General features: G+C 51.5%; 20 protein-coding genes and 2 tRNA genes. 16 read left to right on the top strand and 6 right to left on the bottom strand.

The window, feature by feature from the left end:
• Nucleotides 1–104 precede the first annotated feature (104 nt).
• Together rsmA and LLG46_08275 are read right to left on the bottom strand one after the other, a co-directional pair.
• Nucleotides 105–959: a 16S rRNA (adenine(1518)-N(6)/adenine(1519)-N(6))-dimethyltransferase RsmA gene (rsmA, locus tag LLG46_08270; GenBank protein ID MCE5323295.1), complete on the bottom strand. Its 855-nt coding sequence runs from the start codon at nt 957–959 to the stop codon at nt 105–107.
• 111 nt (nt 960–1,070) lie between these two features.
• Nucleotides 1,071–1,913: a G5 domain-containing protein gene (locus LLG46_08275; GenBank protein MCE5323296.1), complete on the bottom strand. Its 843-nt coding sequence runs from the start codon at nt 1,911–1,913 to the stop codon at nt 1,071–1,073.
• A 242-nt stretch (nt 1,914–2,155) separates the two neighbouring features.
• On the opposite strand from LLG46_08275, the gene LLG46_08280 reads away from it, so the two are divergent.
• The gene (locus LLG46_08280; GenBank protein MCE5323297.1) at nt 2,156–4,057 is read left to right on the top strand and encodes an ATP-binding cassette domain-containing protein; all 1,902 of its coding nucleotides are present in this window, start codon (nt 2,156–2,158) and stop codon (nt 4,055–4,057) included.
• A gap of 75 nt (nt 4,058–4,132) precedes the next feature.
• Nucleotides 4,133–4,696 (top strand): nitroreductase family protein, encoded by a 564-nt coding sequence (locus LLG46_08285; GenBank protein ID MCE5323298.1) that lies wholly within the window; start codon nt 4,133–4,135, stop codon nt 4,694–4,696.
• Between the two features lie 9 nt (nt 4,697–4,705).
• On the opposite strand, the gene LLG46_08290 is transcribed toward LLG46_08285, so the two are convergent.
• A complete protein-coding gene (locus LLG46_08290) occupies nt 4,706–5,110 on the bottom strand; it encodes a hypothetical protein (protein ID MCE5323299.1) in 405 nt (134 codons plus the stop codon).
• 94 nt (nt 5,111–5,204) lie between these two features.
• Here LLG46_08290 and cysK point away from each other — a divergent pair, with 94 nt between their 5' ends.
• The 5 genes from cysK to LLG46_08315 all read left to right on the top strand — a co-directional run bounded on the left by cysK (nt 5,205) and on the right by LLG46_08315 (nt 9,211).
• A complete protein-coding gene (gene cysK, locus LLG46_08295; protein MCE5323300.1) occupies nt 5,205–6,176 on the top strand; it encodes a cysteine synthase A in 972 nt (323 codons plus the stop codon).
• 115 nt (nt 6,177–6,291) lie between these two features.
• On the top strand, nt 6,292–7,254 hold the full coding sequence (locus LLG46_08300) for a 4Fe-4S cluster-binding domain-containing protein (protein MCE5323301.1): 963 nt from the start codon (nt 6,292–6,294) through the stop codon (nt 7,252–7,254).
• A 136-nt stretch (nt 7,255–7,390) separates the two neighbouring features.
• On the top strand, nt 7,391–7,864 hold the full coding sequence (locus tag LLG46_08305) for a hypothetical protein (protein ID MCE5323302.1): 474 nt from the start codon (nt 7,391–7,393) through the stop codon (nt 7,862–7,864).
• Nucleotides 7,865–8,161: 297 nt separating this feature from the next.
• Nucleotides 8,162–8,608 (top strand): YdeI/OmpD-associated family protein, encoded by a 447-nt coding sequence (locus LLG46_08310; GenBank protein MCE5323303.1) that lies wholly within the window; start codon nt 8,162–8,164, stop codon nt 8,606–8,608.
• Between the two features lie 219 nt (nt 8,609–8,827).
• Nucleotides 8,828–9,211 (top strand): hypothetical protein, encoded by a 384-nt coding sequence (locus tag LLG46_08315; GenBank protein ID MCE5323304.1) that lies wholly within the window; start codon nt 8,828–8,830, stop codon nt 9,209–9,211.
• Between the two features lie 204 nt (nt 9,212–9,415).
• On the opposite strand, the gene LLG46_08320 is transcribed toward LLG46_08315, so the two are convergent.
• A complete protein-coding gene (locus LLG46_08320; protein ID MCE5323305.1) occupies nt 9,416–9,799 on the bottom strand; it encodes an STAS domain-containing protein in 384 nt (127 codons plus the stop codon).
• A 341-nt stretch (nt 9,800–10,140) separates the two neighbouring features.
• Here LLG46_08320 and LLG46_08325 point away from each other — a divergent pair, with 341 nt between their 5' ends.
• The 9 genes from LLG46_08325 (at nt 10,141) to LLG46_08365 (ending at nt 19,408) form a co-directional block, all read left to right on the top strand.
• On the top strand, nt 10,141–11,085 hold the full coding sequence (locus LLG46_08325) for a class I mannose-6-phosphate isomerase (protein MCE5323306.1): 945 nt from the start codon (nt 10,141–10,143) through the stop codon (nt 11,083–11,085).
• Nucleotides 11,086–11,381: 296 nt separating this feature from the next.
• Complete coding sequence (locus LLG46_08330; protein ID MCE5323307.1) at nt 11,382–12,632, top strand: competence/damage-inducible protein A; 1,251 nt, start codon at nt 11,382–11,384, stop codon at nt 12,630–12,632.
• Nucleotides 12,633–12,680: 48 nt separating this feature from the next.
• Complete coding sequence (gene thpR, locus LLG46_08335; GenBank protein MCE5323308.1) at nt 12,681–13,244, top strand: RNA 2',3'-cyclic phosphodiesterase; 564 nt, start codon at nt 12,681–12,683, stop codon at nt 13,242–13,244.
• A gap of 105 nt (nt 13,245–13,349) precedes the next feature.
• Complete coding sequence (recA, locus tag LLG46_08340; GenBank protein ID MCE5323309.1) at nt 13,350–14,372, top strand: recombinase RecA; 1,023 nt, start codon at nt 13,350–13,352, stop codon at nt 14,370–14,372.
• Nucleotides 14,373–14,414: 42 nt separating this feature from the next.
• Complete coding sequence (locus LLG46_08345) at nt 14,415–15,038, top strand: recombination regulator RecX (protein ID MCE5323310.1); 624 nt, start codon at nt 14,415–14,417, stop codon at nt 15,036–15,038.
• A gap of 108 nt (nt 15,039–15,146) precedes the next feature.
• Nucleotides 15,147–16,691, top strand: a complete 1,545-nt coding sequence (gene rny / locus LLG46_08350; protein ID MCE5323311.1) for a ribonuclease Y — start codon at nt 15,147–15,149, stop codon at nt 16,689–16,691.
• A 98-nt stretch (nt 16,692–16,789) separates the two neighbouring features.
• The gene (locus LLG46_08355) at nt 16,790–17,581 is read left to right on the top strand and encodes a TIGR00282 family metallophosphoesterase (protein MCE5323312.1); all 792 of its coding nucleotides are present in this window, start codon (nt 16,790–16,792) and stop codon (nt 17,579–17,581) included.
• Nucleotides 17,582–17,640: 59 nt separating this feature from the next.
• A complete protein-coding gene (locus LLG46_08360) occupies nt 17,641–18,510 on the top strand; it encodes a PKD domain-containing protein (protein MCE5323313.1) in 870 nt (289 codons plus the stop codon).
• A 16-nt stretch (nt 18,511–18,526) separates the two neighbouring features.
• Nucleotides 18,527–19,408: a decaprenyl-phosphate phosphoribosyltransferase gene (locus LLG46_08365; protein ID MCE5323314.1), complete on the top strand. Its 882-nt coding sequence runs from the start codon at nt 18,527–18,529 to the stop codon at nt 19,406–19,408.
• A gap of 41 nt (nt 19,409–19,449) precedes the next feature.
• Here LLG46_08365 and LLG46_08370 read toward each other — a convergent pair.
• Both LLG46_08370 and LLG46_08375 read right to left on the bottom strand, forming a co-directional pair.
• Nucleotides 19,450–19,526, bottom strand: a tRNA-His gene (locus LLG46_08370).
• Nucleotides 19,527–19,530: 4 nt separating this feature from the next.
• Nucleotides 19,531–19,606: transfer RNA gene (locus LLG46_08375), tRNA-Arg, on the bottom strand.
• Nucleotides 19,607–19,889: the final 283 nt, after the last annotated feature.

Here is a 19,889-nt window from a genome sequence, read left to right on the forward strand (position 1 = left end):
GCCTGTGTCATTCCCGCGAAAGCGGGAATCCAGATACCTTGCTTTCATCTTAGCGCCGGTTCCTGGATTCCCAGTCAGGCTGGGAATGACATGTGAGCATTACCTTAGTTTTGGAATGCACTCGTGCCAAGCGCTGCAAACTCGTCCAGCGAGAGAGTCTCCCCACGTCTGTTCTCATCAATTTCAGCCTGGGCAAGGATTAGGTGAGCTTTTTCTTTATCCCAACCTAACTCCGCCGATGAACCGAGCGCATTAAGTAGTGTTTTCCTGCGTTTGCCGAAAGCCGCCCTTACTATTCTGAAAAAGAGAGCCTCATCGCACACAGCCACAGCCGGCTTTTCCCGCATGGTCAGCTTGACCACTTCGGAATCGACATCCGGCACGGGATAGAACACGTTTTTTGAGACTTTCATCACGCTCTCGATCTCGCAGTGATATTGCACGAATACGCTCAGCGAGCCGTAGTCATCCGTCCCTGGTGCAGCCTGGAGTCTCCGAGCCACTTCCCTCTGCACCATCAATACTATGGATGAGATGATCTCTTTGGAATCCAGGAGCATTGTGATTATTGGACTTGTGATGTAATAGGGCAGATTGCCGACCACAGTCCACTTGCCTCCACCGCGCTTGCCGATAAACTCAGACAGATTGACTTTAAGAAAATCCTGGTTTATGATCTCGACAGCACTGCCGACAAGCGTATCTTCGAGAATGGGGATAAGCGCTTTGTCCGCCTCTACGCATACCACCCGGGCGCCTGTATCGGCCAATTCTTTTGTGAGCACACCCAGCCCTGGTCCGATCTCAAGAACATTCACGCCCTCACGAGCGCCGCTTGCTGCCACGATTCGTTCCAGCACATTACGATCAATAAGGAAATTCTGCCCGAGGCGCTTTTTTGGGCGCAGGCCATGGTCGGCGAGCAGTTTTCTGACTTGTGGAGCGGATGTGAGGTTCATATTGTAATTAGGTAATAGGGAACAGGTAACAGGAAATAGATTCTGTTGACTAATAAAATATAGGCCGCCATATGGCGGCCTTCGTAAACTATCCAGCTTGACAGGCGTGGACTACTCCAGTATATGGACGTTTACTTTTTTACGTCCAAAACGGATTGCCTCACGATATGTGTCGAACCCGAGATCGATGCGGTTGCCCTGTATAGAGCGGCCTACATCGCCTGCAATAGCATGACCATAGCCCTCAATATAGAGCCTGGTCCCAAGACTAATTACATCCGGGTCGACGGCAACCACGCCATAGCCCGCTTTCATACCGCAACTTGTCCTGCCTGTCGCCCACTTTCCACAGCTTCTTGGGCCGGGATCATATGCGCTGGCAGACATTTTCAGCACGCGCTTTGTGCGGTATTCGCCGCGGCTGGTATAGCGGCCTTTTGAACCAATGCTGACCACCTTGTTCACGGGCTGCTTTACCACAACGCTCTCGACTTTGGTGCGCATTACGGGCACGCCGTCATGACAGCGGACCTTGTAACGCACGACCTTTTCTCCACGAACCCCGTTCCTGGTCACTTTGACCACTCCCGGGCGCAGAGACTTAGTGAATGTTTTAACGGTCTCGAAACCGATAGGGCTCTTGATCTCCTCAATCGATTCTGAAACCCGAACAACCGTGATTTTCATCCCATCATGCGGCTGTCCATTCGTCGCAGGTGTGACCATATCGATCGGTCCCACCACGATCCCTTCTTCCTTGAGGGTCGCGCCAACAGACGTCTGGGCGGTGCGTACCTGTCGTTCATTTCCATCATAGCGGATTTTGACAGTCACCGTTTCCAGGCGCTGGGCTTGCACGACGTCATCTCGGTTGGCTCCAACCGCCATCAGCATTGTCAGCATAATTACTGCCACTGCGGCGGTTCGCGCGAGCCGAAACTCTCGTCTTCGCAAAACATCGCCTCCTTTCCCGCGCCAATTACCCATAGAGGATGCTATGTAAACCTTTTAGCCGTCACATAAGCGCCCGGCAACTGCCGCGAGAACATCCAATGCTAACACATCAGTCGCTGCTCTGTCAAATTTACCGGCCATACGCTCTGACCACTCGCGTTGACAGTTCACGTGAGCCGAGATAAAATAAGTGTGGAAAAGGGCCGCGGAATAGCGCATTGTCCGCGGCCTTTGCTGCGAATATGGCTATTTTAACACTCTCCAATATAAAAAAATCCTACGGCACCCGTGATCTCTTTGATGACGTTTCGCTTCTTGTAAATGAACGTGAGCGCACAGCTCTGATTGGGGCGAACGGCACCGGCAAGACCACACTGCTCAAGATAATTTGTAGTCAGGAGTCTGCGGACGACGGGACAGTCAACAAAGAGAGCGGGACCACGATCGGTTATCTGCCGCAGGAAGTCGATCTGCCGGAGACATCGGAGATGCTGCCCGCCGTGGTGGGCGTGACGCCGGAGATATATGAATGCGCCTGCGAGCTAGCCGACCTGGATAGAAAGATGAAGCACTCGACAGGTGAGCAGGCCCATATTCTCGGCAGCAGATATGCGGAGATCAGCCATCGGTTCGACAATCTGCGCGGATTCGATTATCAGGTTCAGGCGAAAGCTATACTGTTGGGGCTGGGTTTCGAGGAGTCGGACCTTGTCAAACCAGTGCAGACTCTCAGCGGCGGCCAGAAGACCAGGGCAGCGCTGGCAAGGCTGCTGCTTTTGTCACCGGATCTGTTGCTGCTTGACGAGCCTACCAACCATCTGGACATACAGGCCTGCGAATGGCTCCAGGAATATCTGCAGGACAGATATAAAGGCGCTGCGCTCATAGTCAGTCATGATCGCTACTTTATGGACAGGGTAGTGGGAAAAGTGTTCGAGCTGGACTTTGGAACGGTCTCGACCTACAAAGGCAATTATTCATCCTTTGCGAAACAAAAGGAAGCCCGCATCGAAGAGCAGCGCAGGCTCTATAAGGAGCAGCAGAAGGAAATAGCGCGCATCGAGACAGCCATACAGACTCTTTTTTCGGACCGCAAGTTCAGCAGGCGCGATTCAAAGATCAAGCAGCTCGAACGCATCAATCGGGTGCAGGCTGTGGGCAGCCAGCGGACAGTCAAGGTCCATTTTGCATCGGCTGTGCGCAGCGGTCGTGAAGTCCTCAGGCTTGTGAATCTCACAAAAGGCTATCCCGGAAGGCAGTTGTTTACGAATGCCGACTACGTAGTCGAGCGCGGGCGCAAGATAGGCATTGTCGGGCCGAACGGCAGCGGCAAGACCACCCTGCTCAAGATCATAGACGGGCGTGAAGATGCAGATTCGGGAGAAGTCATATTCGGCCACAATGTGGAGCCGGTATACTTCGCGCAGGAGTTCGACCATCTGGTCCCCACTCGCAGCGTATTGGAAGAACTGTTGGCGGATTCGAGCCTGAATGCCGTGCAGGCTCGCGATCTGCTGGCAAAGTTTCTCTTTATGGGCGACGATGCTTTCAAGAAAGTGGAAGTGCTCTCCGGTGGCGAGATGTGCAGGCTGGCGCTTGCGAAGGTCCTCGCGTCCAGCCCGAACTTACTCTTGCTCGATGAGCCGACCAACCATCTCGACATCGCATCTCGTGAGGCTCTGGAAAATGCATTGAGGGCATACGACGGCACTGTGATTGCTGCTTCTCACGACCGCTATCTGCTCGATGCCATAGCCGATGAGATCATAGAAATAAAGGATGGCGAGTTTACGACTTATCTGGGCAATTACTCGAGCTATCGCGATAAAGCGAATCCGTCACAAGTTGTTGTGCTTGAATCCAAGCCCGAGCCAGTGAAAGAGCGGCCGGTTACGTCCCTGCGCGAGATGGAACGCAGAAAACGTGAGCTTGCAAAGCAGCAGACAATGCTTGAGAGTCAGATCCATCAAGTCGAGGATAGAATGCGCGAAATAACCGAAGCTCTGGGCAGCGAGGAGACATATCGCAACGGCTCCGCCAAAGATATGTCGACGGAATATGACAGACTTTCCGAGCAGTTGTCTGCGCTTTACACAGACTGGGAGAGCGTGATGTCTGAAATCGCAACGTCTGAAAATGCATAACCCCTAATATGCACAGCTTGCTTGTCACATCACTTGCTGATAGAATATCACCATCACATTTTTTGAGGGGACATCATGGACCTGAAAGAAGCTCTTTACACTCGACGTTCGATGCGCGCATATCAGGACAAACCGGTGGACCGTGCAACTATTGAGCAGTTGATAGATGCAGCGATCCAGGCTCCAAGCGCAATGAACACTCAGCCGTGTGCATTTGCTGTCATCCAGGACAAAGCTCTGCTTGACGATCTGTCGGAGAAAACTAAAGCACATCTGCTGAGCGTTCTCGACCGGATGCCAGCGCTCGAAAGATATCGCGAGGCTATGCAGAGCCCGGACTACAATGTGTTCTACAATGCTCCTGCGCTGGTAATAGTCTGCGCAAAGCCCAACGTCAGCCCGGTGCCAGAAGTCGATTGCACCCTTGCCGCAGAGAACATGATGCTTATGGCGCGAGGAATGGGACTTGGAAGCTGCTGGATAGGCTTCCTTGCAATGTATCTGAGCAGTCCCGACACAAAGGCCGCACTGGGTATTCCGGCGGATTATACGGTTGTCGCACCAATAATTCTGGGTTATCCCGCGATTGAGTTTTTCGAGATGGAGAAAAACCCGCCGGAGATGATTTTCTGGAAATAGAGCAGGCAGTTACTTGCCGGAGGTGTATTTCCTCATTACATATGAAAGTATGAGACCTACCAGAAACGGTGAGAGCAGATATGCGCTACGTATTCCGACGGAATTGATGAAGTCTATGAAATCCCAATCGAAATCAGTAATCAGTCGTGATGTGGGCACGTAAAAAATAGTGGCGGCAAGTACGAGCAGGGTATATATCTTGGCTCGAACGGAATAATTAGGCTCTCGCCAGCCGGCTCCTGCAAAGAGTGCGACGGTTGCGAATAGCAGATAGATGCCGCAGAGCACAATCTTCGATGAATGGTCCGGCAGCGCAAGTGCGAGCACGGTTGTTGGAACAGCGAAAACAAGGATTATGGCCAGCACCTGAACTATCAACACGACAGCATCGTCGTTTTTGAGGTCACGAAACATACACGGTCCTCCCGCTGCGGATATATTGACATTATACGATAGATTCCGGCTTTGTCAATTTGGGGTATCACATTGTCAAGATAGGGGAAATTATATGGCAAACTGGTTTGAGGACAATTCATACAGCATCGGTCGAACGCCCCTGGTCAGGATCAACCGGATCACGAAGGGTGCAAAGGCGACTGTTCTGGCGAAGATAGAGGGTAGGAACCCGGCATATTCGGTAAAGTGCAGAGTCGGGGCGTCGATGATATGGACGGCTGAGATGGACGGCTCGCTCAAGCATGGCAAGGTGATCGTGGAGCCAACCAGCGGCAATACGGGCATTGCGCTTGCATTCGTCGGCGCGGCCAGGGGTTATCCGGTAATCCTTACCATGCCTGAGACTATGAGCATCGAGCGGCGCAAAGTGTTGATGGCCTTAGGGGCAAAGATCGAACTCACGGATGGCGCACTGGGGATGAAAGGCTCGATAGATCGTGCTGAACAGATGGTCGAATCCGACCCGGACAAATTCTTTATGCCCCAGCAGTTCAAGAACCCAGCAAACCCCCAGATTCATGAAGAGACCACCGGTCCTGAAATTTGGGACGATACAGACGGCAACGTGGATGTGCTGGTGGCTGGAGTAGGGACTGGCGGCACGATAACGGGCATCTCGCGGTTCTTCAAGTGTGTCAAAGGAAAGCAAATCACATCTATCGCTGTAGAACCTGCAGAGTCACCTGTGCTTACTCAGACGATTATGGACCAGCCGATAAAACCGGGTACGCATAAGATTCAAGGGATAGGGGCTGGTTTTGTGCCTGAGGTTTTGGACCTTTCGCTGATAGACAGAGTGGAGACTGTCGCCAGTGACGAAGCAATCGAGTATGCGCGTAGGCTCCCGCGTGAAGAGGGCATTCTGGTCGGCATATCATGTGGAGCAGCTATGGCTGTGGCGGATCGGGTTGCGCGCATGGACGAGTTCGAGGGCAAGAATATAGTCGTAATCCTGCCGGACGCTGCTGAGCGATATATGAGCACGGTGCTTTTCGAGGGCGTGGAGAAGAACGGCATTATATAGGTGGAAAGCCGGCAAATTTGAATATTGAGGCAGAGCAGTTATATAATTGCTCTGCTCTTTTTTGCATCTTGAAATAAGAATGCAAGAAGAAAGTTGATCATCGGCAGAGGTAAAAATGTCTGTATTAAAGATCAATATGACCTACCAATGCACCGCGAAATGTCGCCACTGCAGGTTCGCATGTGACCAAAGTCCGCATAGTATTGTAGATTTCGACCTTGTGATGCAGTGTATCGACACATTGCAGAAGCATAACAATCTGGAGTTGGTTGTGCTCCTCGGTGGAGAACCCGGTTTGGTTGCCGAGATGACTCATACGCTGGTGTCTGAAGTTCGAAAGCGCGGTATATGTGCGCGTGTTGAAACAAACGCTTCATGGGCTACAAGTGAAGAGGCAGCATACTCGTTTCTTGACAAGCTTTATTCTCAAGACTGTGCCGTAATGTTCAGTCTGGACTCATTCCATGAGCCGTTTGTTCCGCTGGATAACGTCGAACGTGCCATCCGTGTCTCAGAAGAGTTTGATGGATTTTACAATCTGGAAGTTGCATACATGGCTGGGCCAGGCAGTTCCAATGTTGCCGATTTGCGCACAGACCAGCTTCTAGCGGAGTTGTCACGCAGATTGGGACATCTGCCTCGAGAAATATACCGCGGCAATATTTTTTTTACCGGCCAAGCTGCTTACACACTGGCTGACAGTGTGGCGGTCGGTCGAGGAGTGCCAAAAGATATCTGTGATACGGCTCCCTGGTGGAATAACGGCTCGTTTTCATCACTCGAATTGCTTATACTCGACTCTGAGGGATATCTCAGCAAAGGCTGCAATGTCGCTATCGGAAATATCAAGCATACCCCTGTGCTGGATGTTATCAGATCGTTCGACGCCCATCAACACCCCGTCTTTTCGACATTGATCAAAAGCGGTCCATTCGGATTGGCAGAAGAAGCATCAAGGCTGGGCTATACCATCAAAACCGATTACGCAGACAAATGCCACTTGTGTCAGGAAGCAAGGGACGTACTTGAGGCTGCATACCCCGAGTATATAATTCCCATTCGCCGCTTTCAAAGCTAATGACTTGCCAGAAAAGTTCCAGAATCGTCCAGCCAGGGGAGCCAGCAAATTTGAAGATTAAGGCAGAGCTCTGCCTTTTGTGCGTCGGAATGATTGGAGGGATTTCGGGAAAAGAGATTCCTGAAACAACGAAAGCATGCCTGAGAAGAAATATCCTACACTGATCCACGAACGCGTGGCGCTCGCGCGGGCAGGCGAGAATCCCACAGTCATCTGTCGTATGCGGTCTGGCTGGGTTGTGCTCGGCGACGATCAAAGACTGCGGGGATATACGCTGCTGCTCGCGGATCCGATCTGCGATAATCTCAACGATCTATCGTTTGAAGCACGTACACAATTCCTACTCGACATGTCGATTGTGGGCGACGCTCTAATGGAGACCTTGGACGCTTCACTTATCAACTATTCCATACTCGGCAACCTAGATCGCGCTCTCCATGTACACATTCATCCGCGCTATGATCACGAGGCCCCTGAAGATCGCAGACACTTGCCATTCATCTATGGTCTGCGGAATGATGCACGCGTTGACTTCAATCTCGAAAGAGACCGACACCTTATGAGTGACATTAGGGATGCCATTGCGAAGCGGACGGAGATCATCAGCTAAGTAAAACACGGCCATAAACTTGTATAAAGGCGCGTATTCTAGATATACGATATTCAGACCGAGACGTGCAATTTACTTAGCATAAATTGCTTAGCGAGGAGACTACTGCTGCTGGGTGTTTACTTGATTCGGGAAGCCCTTTTTCGCTACACTGCTTCTGCGAGAAAAGTTCTAAAGTCGTCCAGCCTGAGGAGTAAGTTCAAAAACGTTCTGGGTCAGGATTCACTAATCCTGAAGTGTGCGACCTGTGTATGGGAAGCAAGCATCAGAAATTATTGGCGTTGAATGAGAAAAGTTTTGCATGAGTTTGAGACAACAATAGTCAGACTGCCGGGCAAAATGGCCTGGCCGGTGTTTTATATACCAACATCTTTCACGGACACCACCGGCACCAGGGGTCGTATCAATGTGCTTGCTACAGTCGACGGCGCTGAGTTTCGCGCAACGCTGCTTCCCAGCAGCAATGTGCATTACCTTGTCTACAACAAAGCGATGCGCGAACACTGCGGCAAAAAAATCGGAGATACTGTGCACGTATTATTGGAAATTGACGATCAGCCGCGCGAACTGGAGTTATCCGATGATGTTGCAGATGCGCTTGCAGCAAGCGAAACTGCTGTCAAAAAATTTGCGGCGCTTCCATACTATATTCGCAGAGAAGAAATAAACAAAATCAACTCTGCCAAAATGCAGCCTACGCGCGAGAAACGGATAAAAGCTCTGGTAGAAAAATTTAGTAAATGACCAGGCAGAAAGCTATGAGGCCGTCTCAAAAGTTAATGGGAGACGGCTTCTATATCTAGGTCTGCTTAGCAATGTCAAAGGCCTTAACAGACTGTTCTGCAGAACAACAATGAGCGAGGTTAGTATGAATACAAAGGAAGACCAATATCCTATCCTCTGTAGTGAATTCGTGCGGATGGCAACGGATATATTGTCTCATTTCACGGATGTTGTGCATGAATGGTCGGTCGACGAAGATGGAAATCACTGCATTTTCCTAAGAGGTCTGATGATGGGTTCGATATTACGGTGGAGGTTTTTAGCAACGAGATTATCGTCAGCGCTGATGGGCCGCACTTCCATTTCGACCAGGTGGAGTCGCCGGAGGATACGGTGAACGATGCATTAGGCCTGACGAGAGATTTGCTGAGTCCAGACATGCGTATCTTGCAAAAGTGTACGAATGGCAAGCCATACAAATGGTCACTGCAGGTTTTGCGTAACGGGACTTGGCATACAGAACAGACCATGGGTCTTCTTGTCTTTAATATTATTGGAAAAAGAAGTGAAAGAGTTTTCACAAACAGACTTCTGCCAGGAAGGCTCAATACTTCCGATGCATAAGTCGTTTTCGCTGAGCGAGATCATTGGATGCCAAAATCAGGAAAACACCTCGGTCTACGCCGCCTGAGCCAGAAAAGTTCAAAATCGTCCAGCAGGGGGAGTTGCAAATTTGAATATCAAGGCAGAGCGGCTGTATAATTGCTCTGCCTTTTTTGTTCCATTCTGGGTCAGGATTTCCAAATCCTGACCCAGAATATTTGCAGATTATGCGCTCAGAGCCATCTCTTTTGGCTTGCCGAGCAGATCGAGCGCTTCCGGGACTGTGTGGACTGTCGGGACAATCTTATCCAGCTTGAGCAGATTGAACGCACGCTCCACGGACGGCGGCAGACCCACAACCACCAGGGATTTTCCCGCCGATTCTGCATGCCTGAACTGCCTGACGATCCACCTGTAGCCGGGAGTCTCGACGTATTTAGACCGGCTGAGGTCGAGAATGAGGTTTCTGGACTCGATCATCGGTGAGTTAACGAAATGCGCAAGCGCTTGGGTTGTTCCCTCATCGCATGCTCCTTCGGGTCGGACTATTGCGTAACCATCCGAGACGCTGTAGTGAATCTGGTGACCTGTAATACGTGCTGTAGGCATATTTTTCCTTCCTGCCGCGCCTACGGAGTTAGCTGACGGGCTGGGGTAGGAAGTACCCCTTCCAGTGACCTGGAATTAGCCCCAATGATCGGTTTCCCCGCGCTCTTACTAACCCTGATTATGCGCTTTCCGCATAATCAGGGGCCCCGAGAGCATTATTCACGATCTTCGTGAATAATGCGGGCCAAGAGCTTCGGCGCCTGTAATCTATATTCCATATTATATACGGCAAAGTAGTTGGGCTTGTTCCGCCAACATGATAATTATCGGCAGGATGATGGTTGAACTTTGCCGAAACCAATTTAAGTAAACACTGACTTTCTGCACGGAGGTGCATTCTATTGAGTAAATTCGATTATCCACTACTTCTTGAGCCTATATCCGTTCCCAGACCGTGGGGCGGCGGGCGTGTGTGCAAGTTATATGAGCGCGCATCCGTCCAGTCCGATCAACCCATAGGCGAGTCATGGGACGTAAGCACCTGGCCGCGCGACCCCGGCAATGCCGACCTGGCGACTGTCACCAAGATCACAAACGGTCCTCTTTCAGGTACCCCGCTCGATATGATCGTAAACGTGCCTGTCGTCGTAAAACTGCTTGATTCGGCGGAGAAGCTGTCGGTCCAGGCGCATCCAGTTTCAGAGAATGTACACAAGGACGAGATGTGGTATATCCTTTATGCCGAGCCGGACGCATATCTATTCTGCGGGTTCAAAGAGGGTGTGGACAAGAATGCTTTCTGCGACCTCATTCATTCCGACAATCCGAGCGAGAAAGAAGTGCTATCTATGCTCTATCGAGCAGACAATATCAAACCCGGCATGCACTTCAATGTCCCCACAGGCACGATACATGCAGTCGGACCCGGCATCGTCGCTTTTGAAGTGAGCGAACAGACTCAGGTAACATATAGACTGTTCGATTACAATCGGGGCCGTGCACTGCACCTGGCCGACGGCTGCAAAGCTATTACAACCCCTCGTCCCGATTATCCAGTTCTTGACGCCGGGATTGAGATAGACGGAGCCATAAAAGTCGAGACACTGACCGAATTCCCGACCTTCTGTGTCGTGAGGGCCGCAGGCGATAAAGTCATGGTCAAATCATCGAAGCACATGCATCTAGTCACAGCTACTATGGGAGACTGCAAACTCACCGGTCCGAATGACAACTGGAATATCACTCTCAAGCATTCGTTCACATGTCTGGTTCCTGCTGTCTCTGAGCCGTATACGATAGACACCTGCGGCAGTGGTGAAGTGCTTTTTACACCTCTTACAGATTAAACAGCTTGTAAAAACTGCGCATTCGAGCGTTATGTCGATTGATGACTTGTTGACGGAGGACTCGAATGCGCATAACCATCACGAGCTTTGGCGATATTCCCGGTGAATATCATCTCCGAACCCCGGCTTATGTTGATCCGAAACAAAAGACAAAAGCAAGCCCATACAAATGATAATCGGCGGCATGAATACTCCCGACCAACATTTCTTATTTCCAGCTTCCGACGTCCGACATTCAGCTTGCTACCCTGTTAGAGTATGGGTTATAATTTAATCGGAATTAATGGAGGATGCCGGTGCGCGCGGAGATTGTGTCGGTTGGCACGGAATTATTGCTCGGGCAGATTGTCGATACCAATGCCCCTTATTTGTCCAAACTCCTGCCCGAGTTGGGGATAACTCTGCACCACAGGTCAACCGTCGGTGATAATGAATCCAGATTGATCGAAGCGCTCGAACAGGCGCTTTCCCGTTCTGATATCGTCTTCACGATTGGCGGGCTGGGTCCCACTCAGGATGATATCACCAAAGAGACAGTGGCGAAAGTAGTAGGTGACCGGATGGTCATCGACGCAGAGTCCGAGCGCAGTATTCGCGAGTTTTTTGCCACTCGCGGGATCGAGATGCCTGCCTCCAACCTGAAGCAGGCGATGGGTCCGATTCGCGGCAGGATCATGCCCAACCCTGTTGGGACAGCTCCCGGCGCGATATTCGAGACCGAAGACGGCAAGGTTGTTATAGTGTTGCCCGGTCCTCCGAGAGAATTTATCCCGATGGTCAATGAGCGCGCGATCCCATATCTTCGCGAGCGCTTTGGGAATCAATCTGGTATAATTAGATCAAGAATCTTACGTGTTGCAGGTCTTGGCGAGTCAAGTGTTGAAGATAAAGTTAAGCACTTGTTGAAAAGCTCGAACCCTACCGTGGCTCCTTATGCAAGTCCGGGTGAGGTCCATTTGAGAGTAACTGCCGGCGCGGCGAATACGGCCGAGGCGGATGCTCTGATAGACGGGATGGACCGCAAAATAACGGACGTGCTTGGGGTATGCGTGTTCGGCAGGGATGATCAGACTCTGGAACAGGTGGTTGTGGATACGCTGGTGCGGCGCGGCATGACGCTTTCTTTGGCCGAGAGCTGCACGGGCGGGCTTGTTGCGAATAGAATAACGGATATACCTGGAAGCTCGGCGACGTTTATGGCTGGTGTGGTGAGCTATGCCAACCAGGCAAAGATTGACTTTTTGGGTGTCGACGAGCAGTTGTTGATTAATTACGGAGCCGTCAGCGAGCAGGTTGCCCGCGCGATGGCGGAGGGCGTGCGGCAGCGTTCTGGAACGGATGTTGCCCTTTCCATCACCGGAATAGCCGGTCCGAGCGGAGGATCGCCCGAAAAACCGGTGGGTCTGGTGTATATGGCCCTTGCAAGTGACATGGGAACTGTTGCCGAACGATATCAGTTCGTCGGCAGCCGGATCAATATAAAGCTGAGCGCGTCCCAGTTTGGATTAAACATGCTGAGACTGTTCTTAGCAGGGAATTCTTCCTGATTCTATGTGGTGAGGGGTATTCCCGGGAATTTTCCGAACAAAGGGACCATGAAGGTTATCCGCACATTCGTAGCAGTCTTGATAGACGATGACATCAGGCGCGCTGTCGCCGAGGTGCAAAGTCGACTCAAGCAGCTTGCCCCGGACGTGAAATGGGTTGCGCCCGAAAACTTCCACATCACGCTGAAGTTCCTAGGCAATGTAGATGAGTCCGTAATACCGGATGTCATATCGGCGGTCGAGGACGGTGCGCGTGGCTTTTCACCATTTGACCTGGCCATATCGGGGGTGGGGGCATTTCCGAATCCCGCCAGGGCAAGAGTAGTCTGGGTAGGTAGCAGAGGTGGTCGTGAAAGGCTGTCTGACTTGGCGCAGTCTATAGACGGTAAGCTCGCCGAGTTGGGTTTTGAAAAAGAGGACAAACCGTTCAAGGCACATATAACAATCGGCAGGGTCAAGACAAGCAGGTATTTACGGACGCTTGCCGAAGGAATTGGTAATGTAGATGCCGACAATCTGGGCTTGCAGCGGGTGTCAGGCGTGGCTGTAATGAGCAGCGAACTCGGGCGCGAGGGCCCGGCCTATACGCCTATTAGTATTATTGAATTTTAATCACGAAAATACGAAAGCATGAAATATCTCTTTCGTGTTTCCTTCCTTTCGTGCTTTCGTGATGGAATCTTATTCCGGCTTGCCGGTCAAGGAAGGGACTTACTTATGGACAAATCAAAAGCGCTTGACATGGCCATGGCGCAGATCGAGAAGCAGTTCGGACGTGGTTCCATCATCCGTCTGGGTGAGAAGCCCCGCTTTGATGTAAGTGTTATTCCCACCGGCGCAATCACGCTGGATATGGCGCTGGGAGTTGGCGGTGTTCCGCGCGGAAGGATCACCGAGATATACGGTCAGGAATCCTCAGGCAAGACGACTCTGGCCTATCATGTGATAGCCGAGGCTCAGAAAGCCGGAGGCACCGCCGCATTTGTGGACGCTGAACACTCGGTTGACGCCGATTATGCGCGCCAACTCGGTGTGGATGTGGATGCGCTGCTGGTCTCGCAGCCCTCGACTGGTGAAGAGGCTCTGGAGATCATGGATGCGCTTATCAGAAGTGGGGCTGTTGATATAGTTGTGCTCGACTCAGTTGCGGCTCTTGTTCCAAAGTCCGAGATCGAGGGTGATATGGGCGATTCGCATATGGGCTTGCAGGCAAGGCTGATGTCTCAGGCCTTGAGGAAGATCGGCGGGTCGGTATCCAAGTCCAACACTGCTGCGATCTTCATCAACCAGATCCGTGAGAAGATCGGGATCATGTTCGGCAATCCGGAGACCACACCAGGAGGTCGCGCGCTCAAATTCTGGTCCAGTGTCAGGCTGGAAGTCAGAAGGATAGAGACGCTTAAGGTAAGCGGCGAGGCTGTTGGCACACGCGTGAAGGTCAAAGTAGCCAAGAACAAAGTGGGACCGCCGTTCAAGGATGCTGAGTTCGACATCATGTTCGGCAAGGGGATTTCCAAGAGCGGCAGTGTACTCGATCTGGCAACGGATATGGGCTTTGTGACCAAGACCGGAACGTGGTTTACTTGCGGCGAGACACGCCTCGGTCAGGGCAGAGAGAACGCAAAGGCATATCTTGAGGACAATCCAGAGCTTATGGCCGATCTTGAGTCTCAGATACGCAAAGCAAATGAAGAGGAAGAAGCCGTGCCTGAGAAGACGGAGACAGCGGCAGCCGAGTAGAAAGTAACTCACAACACATAACTTGGAACTCATAACAAAAGAATGGGCAAAATCACGGCAATAGAGCCGCAGAAGAGGCGCGGTTACAGAAGATCGATATTTGTGGACGGTGAGTTTCTCGTCGGCACTCATGAAGATATCATAGTCGCGCTCGGCCTGGGGGTCGGCCAGTCGTTTGATGAGGACAGGCTCGTCGAAATCCTCAATGCTGAAGAAAAGAGAAAAGCCCGTGAGAGTGCACTGAGGCTTCTGGGATATCGGGACAGATCGGTATCCGAGATAAGAAAACGTCTTATCGGGAGTGATTTTCCCGAAGATATCGTAGAAGAAGTAATAAAGCATCTGTCCGACTGCGGTCTATTGGACGATGGAAAATTCAGCCGAGGCTGGGTTAATTCGCGGATGGCTGCAAAGCCGATGGGCAGAGCCAGACTTTCTTGGGAACTGCGGTCGAAGGGCGTCGACGCACCCACCGTAGAGGGAGCGCTCGAAAGTATGGACGAAGATGCCGAGTTCGATCTGGCGCTTTCAGTTGCCAGAAAGAAGATCGGCAAGTCCGACGGTTTTGATCTTGATTCAAAGAAGAGGCTGGGCTCTTTTCTGGCAAGAAGAGGGTTCGGTTGGGAAGTAATAAACAGAGTGTTTGAAGAACTTTTACACGAGTAGTACGAGGAAGAGTCGAGGATATTATCCTTCCCCATACGGGGAGTTATTACTGGTCAGATAATAATTCGCTCAACCTCACATCCAATCAATTCAGGAGGTGAGGTCGTTATGACAAACTGGGTAATCGCGGTAGTCGGTGGACTTATAATTGGCGCCGCGGCGTTTTGTATAGCCTATTTCGGGTATATACGTCAACTTCAAATTAACGTAAAGTCCGAGCGAACGGAACTTGCGGGACGAGAAGAAGATTTAAAAAAGGAAATCGAAGCCAAACGGAAAGAGATTCTCCTTGAGGCCAAAGAAGAGGCGTTCAAGGTACGCGCTGAGATCGAAAAGGAGAATAAGGACAAACGGGCTGAAATTCAGAGGTTAGAGCGAAGGCTGACGCAGAAAGAAGAGACACTGGATCGCAGGCTTGAAAACCTCGATCAGAAAGAAAGAATGATTCAGCAGAAAGAAACCGAGGCTCAAGCCAAATTTGAAGAGGGCGAGGTCTTGGTTGCGCAGCAGAGGGGCGAGTTGGAGAAAATCTCCAGAATGTCTGCCGATGAAGCCAAAGAGCTGCTGATGCGGCAAATTGATCGAGAGATGGAGCGCGAGACTGCGCGCATTATCAGACAAGCCGAAGAACAGGCTAGAGAAGAGGCCGACCGCAAAGCGAGAGATATTATCACGCTGGCGGTGCAGCGGTGTGCTGTAGACCAGGCCACGGAGACGACCGTCTCGGTGGTTCCTCTGCCCAGCGATGACATGAAAGGCAGAATAATTGGCCGTGAAGGCCGCAATATTCGCGCATTCGAGACACTGACCGGCGTCGACCTCATCATCGACGACACACCCGAGGCAGTGGTCATATCGGGCTTCGACCCTGTGCGGCGGGAAGTCGCGCGTGTGGCGCTGTCAAATCTGATCCTCGACGGACGGATTCACCCCGGACGCATCGAGGAGATGATCAACAAGGCTCAGATCGAAGCTGAGACAAAGATGAAAGAGGCCGCCGATCAGGCAGTCTTTGAGACAGGTGTAACGGGTCTCGATCCCGAGTTGGTCAAGCTGCTGGGTCGACTGCGGTTTAGAACGAGCTATGGTCAGAACGTACTCCAGCACAGTGTGGAAGTCTCACACCTGGCCGGAGCAATTGCGTCGGAACTGCAGGTAAACGTGCCGCTGGCAAAGCGCGCAGGGCTTTTGCATGACATTGGCAAGGCTGTGGACTTCGAGGTGGAGGGCTCTCATGCAATCATCTCGATGGACCTGCTCAAGCGCTACGGCGAGCCGTCAGAGGTCTGTCATGCGGTTGGCGCGCATCACAACGACATCGAGCCTCATTCGGTGGAGGCAGTGCTGGTTCTGGTGGCGGACGCGATATCTGCCGCAAGACCAGGCGCTCGCCGAGAGACTTTGGAGACCTATGTCAAGCGCCTCCAGAAACTCGAGACCATTGCCGATTCGTTCGACGGAGTGGAAAAAACGTATGCCGTCCAGGCTGGCCGTGAGATACGTGTCATGGTCAAACCCACCGAGGTCGATGATGATTCGGCTGTGAAACTCGCCTACGATACCGCTCGGCGCATAGAAGAGGAGATGGAGTATCCGGGACAGATAAAGGTCACGGTGATCCGCGAGACTCGCGCCGTGGAATATGCGAAGTAGGTAATAGGTAACAGGCAACAGGCAACAGGAAATAGTGAATAACTGATCGGCGGGGGAATCCTTCCCCCGCCGCACATATAAATGTTGGTGATAGATAGTTGAAACTGCTCTTTGTAAGTGACATAGTCGGAAACCCAGGGCGCAAAGCCATAAGCGATATGCTTCCGGCCTTGCGCTCGCGTCTTGATGTGAGCTTTGTGATTGCAAACGGCGAGAACGCAGCAGGCGGGTTTGGGATTACCAAAACCATTGCGAAGTCTATCTTTGATGCAGGCGCGGATGTAATCACGCTGGGCAACCACACCTGGGCAAAACGCGACAGTTGGGACTTCATCGACCAGGAAGCGCGCATATTGCGCCCCGCGAACTACGGTCCCGGCACTCCAGGTCGGGGTTACGGCACTTTCAAGGCGCAAAATGGGCGGACCATCAGCGTAATCAATATGATGGGCAGGACGTTTATGTCTCCACTCGACTGTCCCTTCCGCACGGCGGATACGATCCTGACAGAGCTTGGCGATAATGCCGGTATGGTGTTTGTGGATATGCATGCGGAAGCAACCTCGGAGAAAATCGCGCTCGGATATTATCTCGACGGCAGAGTCAGCTCCGTTGTCGGAACACACACGCACGTACAGACGTCAGATGAAAGGGTGCTGCCGTGCGGGAGTGCATATATCACCGACGCCGGTATGACGGGTGCAGTCGATTCTGTGCTGGGTCTGGATCCTCAAGAGGCTATCAGAAGGTTCATTACACAGATGCCCGGCAAAGTCAAACCTGCCGAGGGCGAGCCATCACTTCAAGGTGTCCTGATTGATGTCGACCCTGTCACATCCCGCGCTACCAGCATCAGCCGAGTAAGCGTATGCTCAACTGAGCAATTCTAAATTCAAAATTGACACTGCAGTCGGCTCCCGGTAGAATTAAGGCTGGAGGAAATGAAGTAATGCGATTTTTTCGTTTGACTATAATGGTTGTGGTTGCCGTTATGGCTGTTGGCGCGTATGCCCAGACAAAAGATGAAGCCTATATATATAGAGGGACGCCTCTTAGCCAAGAAGGAATAACGGTTGGTTCGTGGGGAAGCGGCAGGGCTGTCGAGTCTAAAAATGTGATTCTGACGGGCAGTGACTCTATCGAGATCAGCACTCAGGGCTTTTATGCAGGCGGCAGGTTGGATTTCACAAAACCGGTGACGCTGTATTCCGGCACACCAGAGGGGACACGATATCTAGTTTTTGCATTTTACTTTAGTGATGTCAGGACAGTGGATCCCGCGGCAGGCACCGGCTACTCTTTTGATGTCGAGCCATATACCGTACCGAAAGTGTGCAAGATAAGGTTTGTCTTCACATCCGATAACGATACAAATATATCGGTTGAAGAGCCGACAGGCGCTTTGGACACCGATGATCAGTGGGTCCGAATCGCCGTTCCTTTGGCAAAATTCAAGGCGGGCGGTTTTAATCTCAAGAGACTGCTCATATTCTCTGATATACCGAGTACTTTCAATCTTGGCGAGATCAAACTGGTCACAGATAACACACCAATAACTGTTGATCCGATAGGAACCCAGACGGTTGCCGTTTACGACCATGTATTTTTGACAGCCGAGGCCGAGGGTGGCGTCAGCACGCTTAAGTATTCCTGGGACTTCGACAGCAGCAACGGCATCCAGGAAGAACAGACGGGCAAGGTTGCGCACTATGTCTTCACACGCGGCGGTGACTTTACGGTCACTCTCACAGTCAGTGATGTGGACGGGCTAAAGAAGCAGGCGCAGACGTCGGAGGTCATTTCCGTAATCGGCGACTAGCCTGGTTGGAGGCAATTTGCTTAGAACAATTGCGGGTCTTGCGGTATCTCTTCGTCCAAAACAGTGGACAAAAAACCTGCTTGTATTCGCCGGATATCTCTTCACCATCGAACAGGGGCATTCCTCGATAATGCTGCTCAGAGCAGCGGCGGCGTTTGGGCTGTTTTGTGCCGTATCGGGTGCGGGATATATTCTCAATGATGCCTGCGACGTTTCTTGTGACCGCAAACACCCTCGCAAATGTCATCGACCTATTGCAGCCGGACAGATATCCATAGGCGCAGCGGTTGTGTTCTGTGTGCTGTTGCTTATTGGAGGGCTTGCCGCCTCATATGCGCTGGCGACCTCGTTCGGTTTGATGATTACGGCCTATTTTATACTGACCACAGCCTACTCTCTATATCTCAAGCATGTGGTCATAGTGGACCTGCTTGCTATAGCTGGCGGGTTCGTGATTCGCGCTGTAGCTGGAGCTGTGGTGATCCATGTTGCGATTTCTCCATGGCTGCTGGTCTGCACGACTCTCCTGGCGCTGTTTTTGGGGCTTGCAAAGCGTAGAGGCGAGATAGCGACCCTGGAAAATGGAGGAGTTGATTACAGGCCGACACTTGGCCTGTACTCGACATTGATGCTCGATCAGATGCTGACAATCTCTGCTTCGGCATCGCTGATGGCATATTTCCTCTATACGTTCACGCCCAACTACTATTCCGGCCAACAGCACCCGGCTATGATGGCTACGGTCCCATTTGTGATCTACGGTTTGTTTCGCTATCTGTTCCTAATCCACACAAAGAATGCGGGAAGCGCGCCTGAACAGGTGCTGCTTGAAGATAAGCCACTGCTTGTCAATCTTCTGCTGTATATCATAGTGACTGTGATTGCACTTAAGATATAAAAAATGCCGGTCATCAAAAGACAACCGGCATCTCTACTAATTGGGGCGAGTAATGGGACTCGAACCCACGGCCTCCAGGGCCACAACCTGGCGCTCTAACCGACTGAGCTACACCCGCCATATGGCGCCCCCTGGGTGAATCGAACACCCGACCCACTGCTTAGAAGGCAGTTGCTCTATCCCCTGAGCTAAGGGGGCAACGTCTTGAACCGACTACAAATTATATCATGAAAGCCTTTACGTTCGCAATATCGTAACTGCTCACTCTTTATGAGTACAACCTATCGTGAACCGTCATTCCGAGGAGGAACGACGAGGAATCTGCTGTTTGCCACGCTTAAAAAGCAGATTTCTTGTATTATTGCCTTGCCTGTCAGATAATGGTGGATAATAGGACGCTATGATCCACCTGGTAGAGTAGACGAGCAGATTCGAGTGCCTTGAGCACGTTAGCGAGATGGTTTCCTCTACCTTGTATGAC

This window comes from bacterium, assembly GCA_021371935.1.
GTDB lineage: Bacteria > Armatimonadota > UBA5829 > UBA5829 > UBA5829 > UBA5829.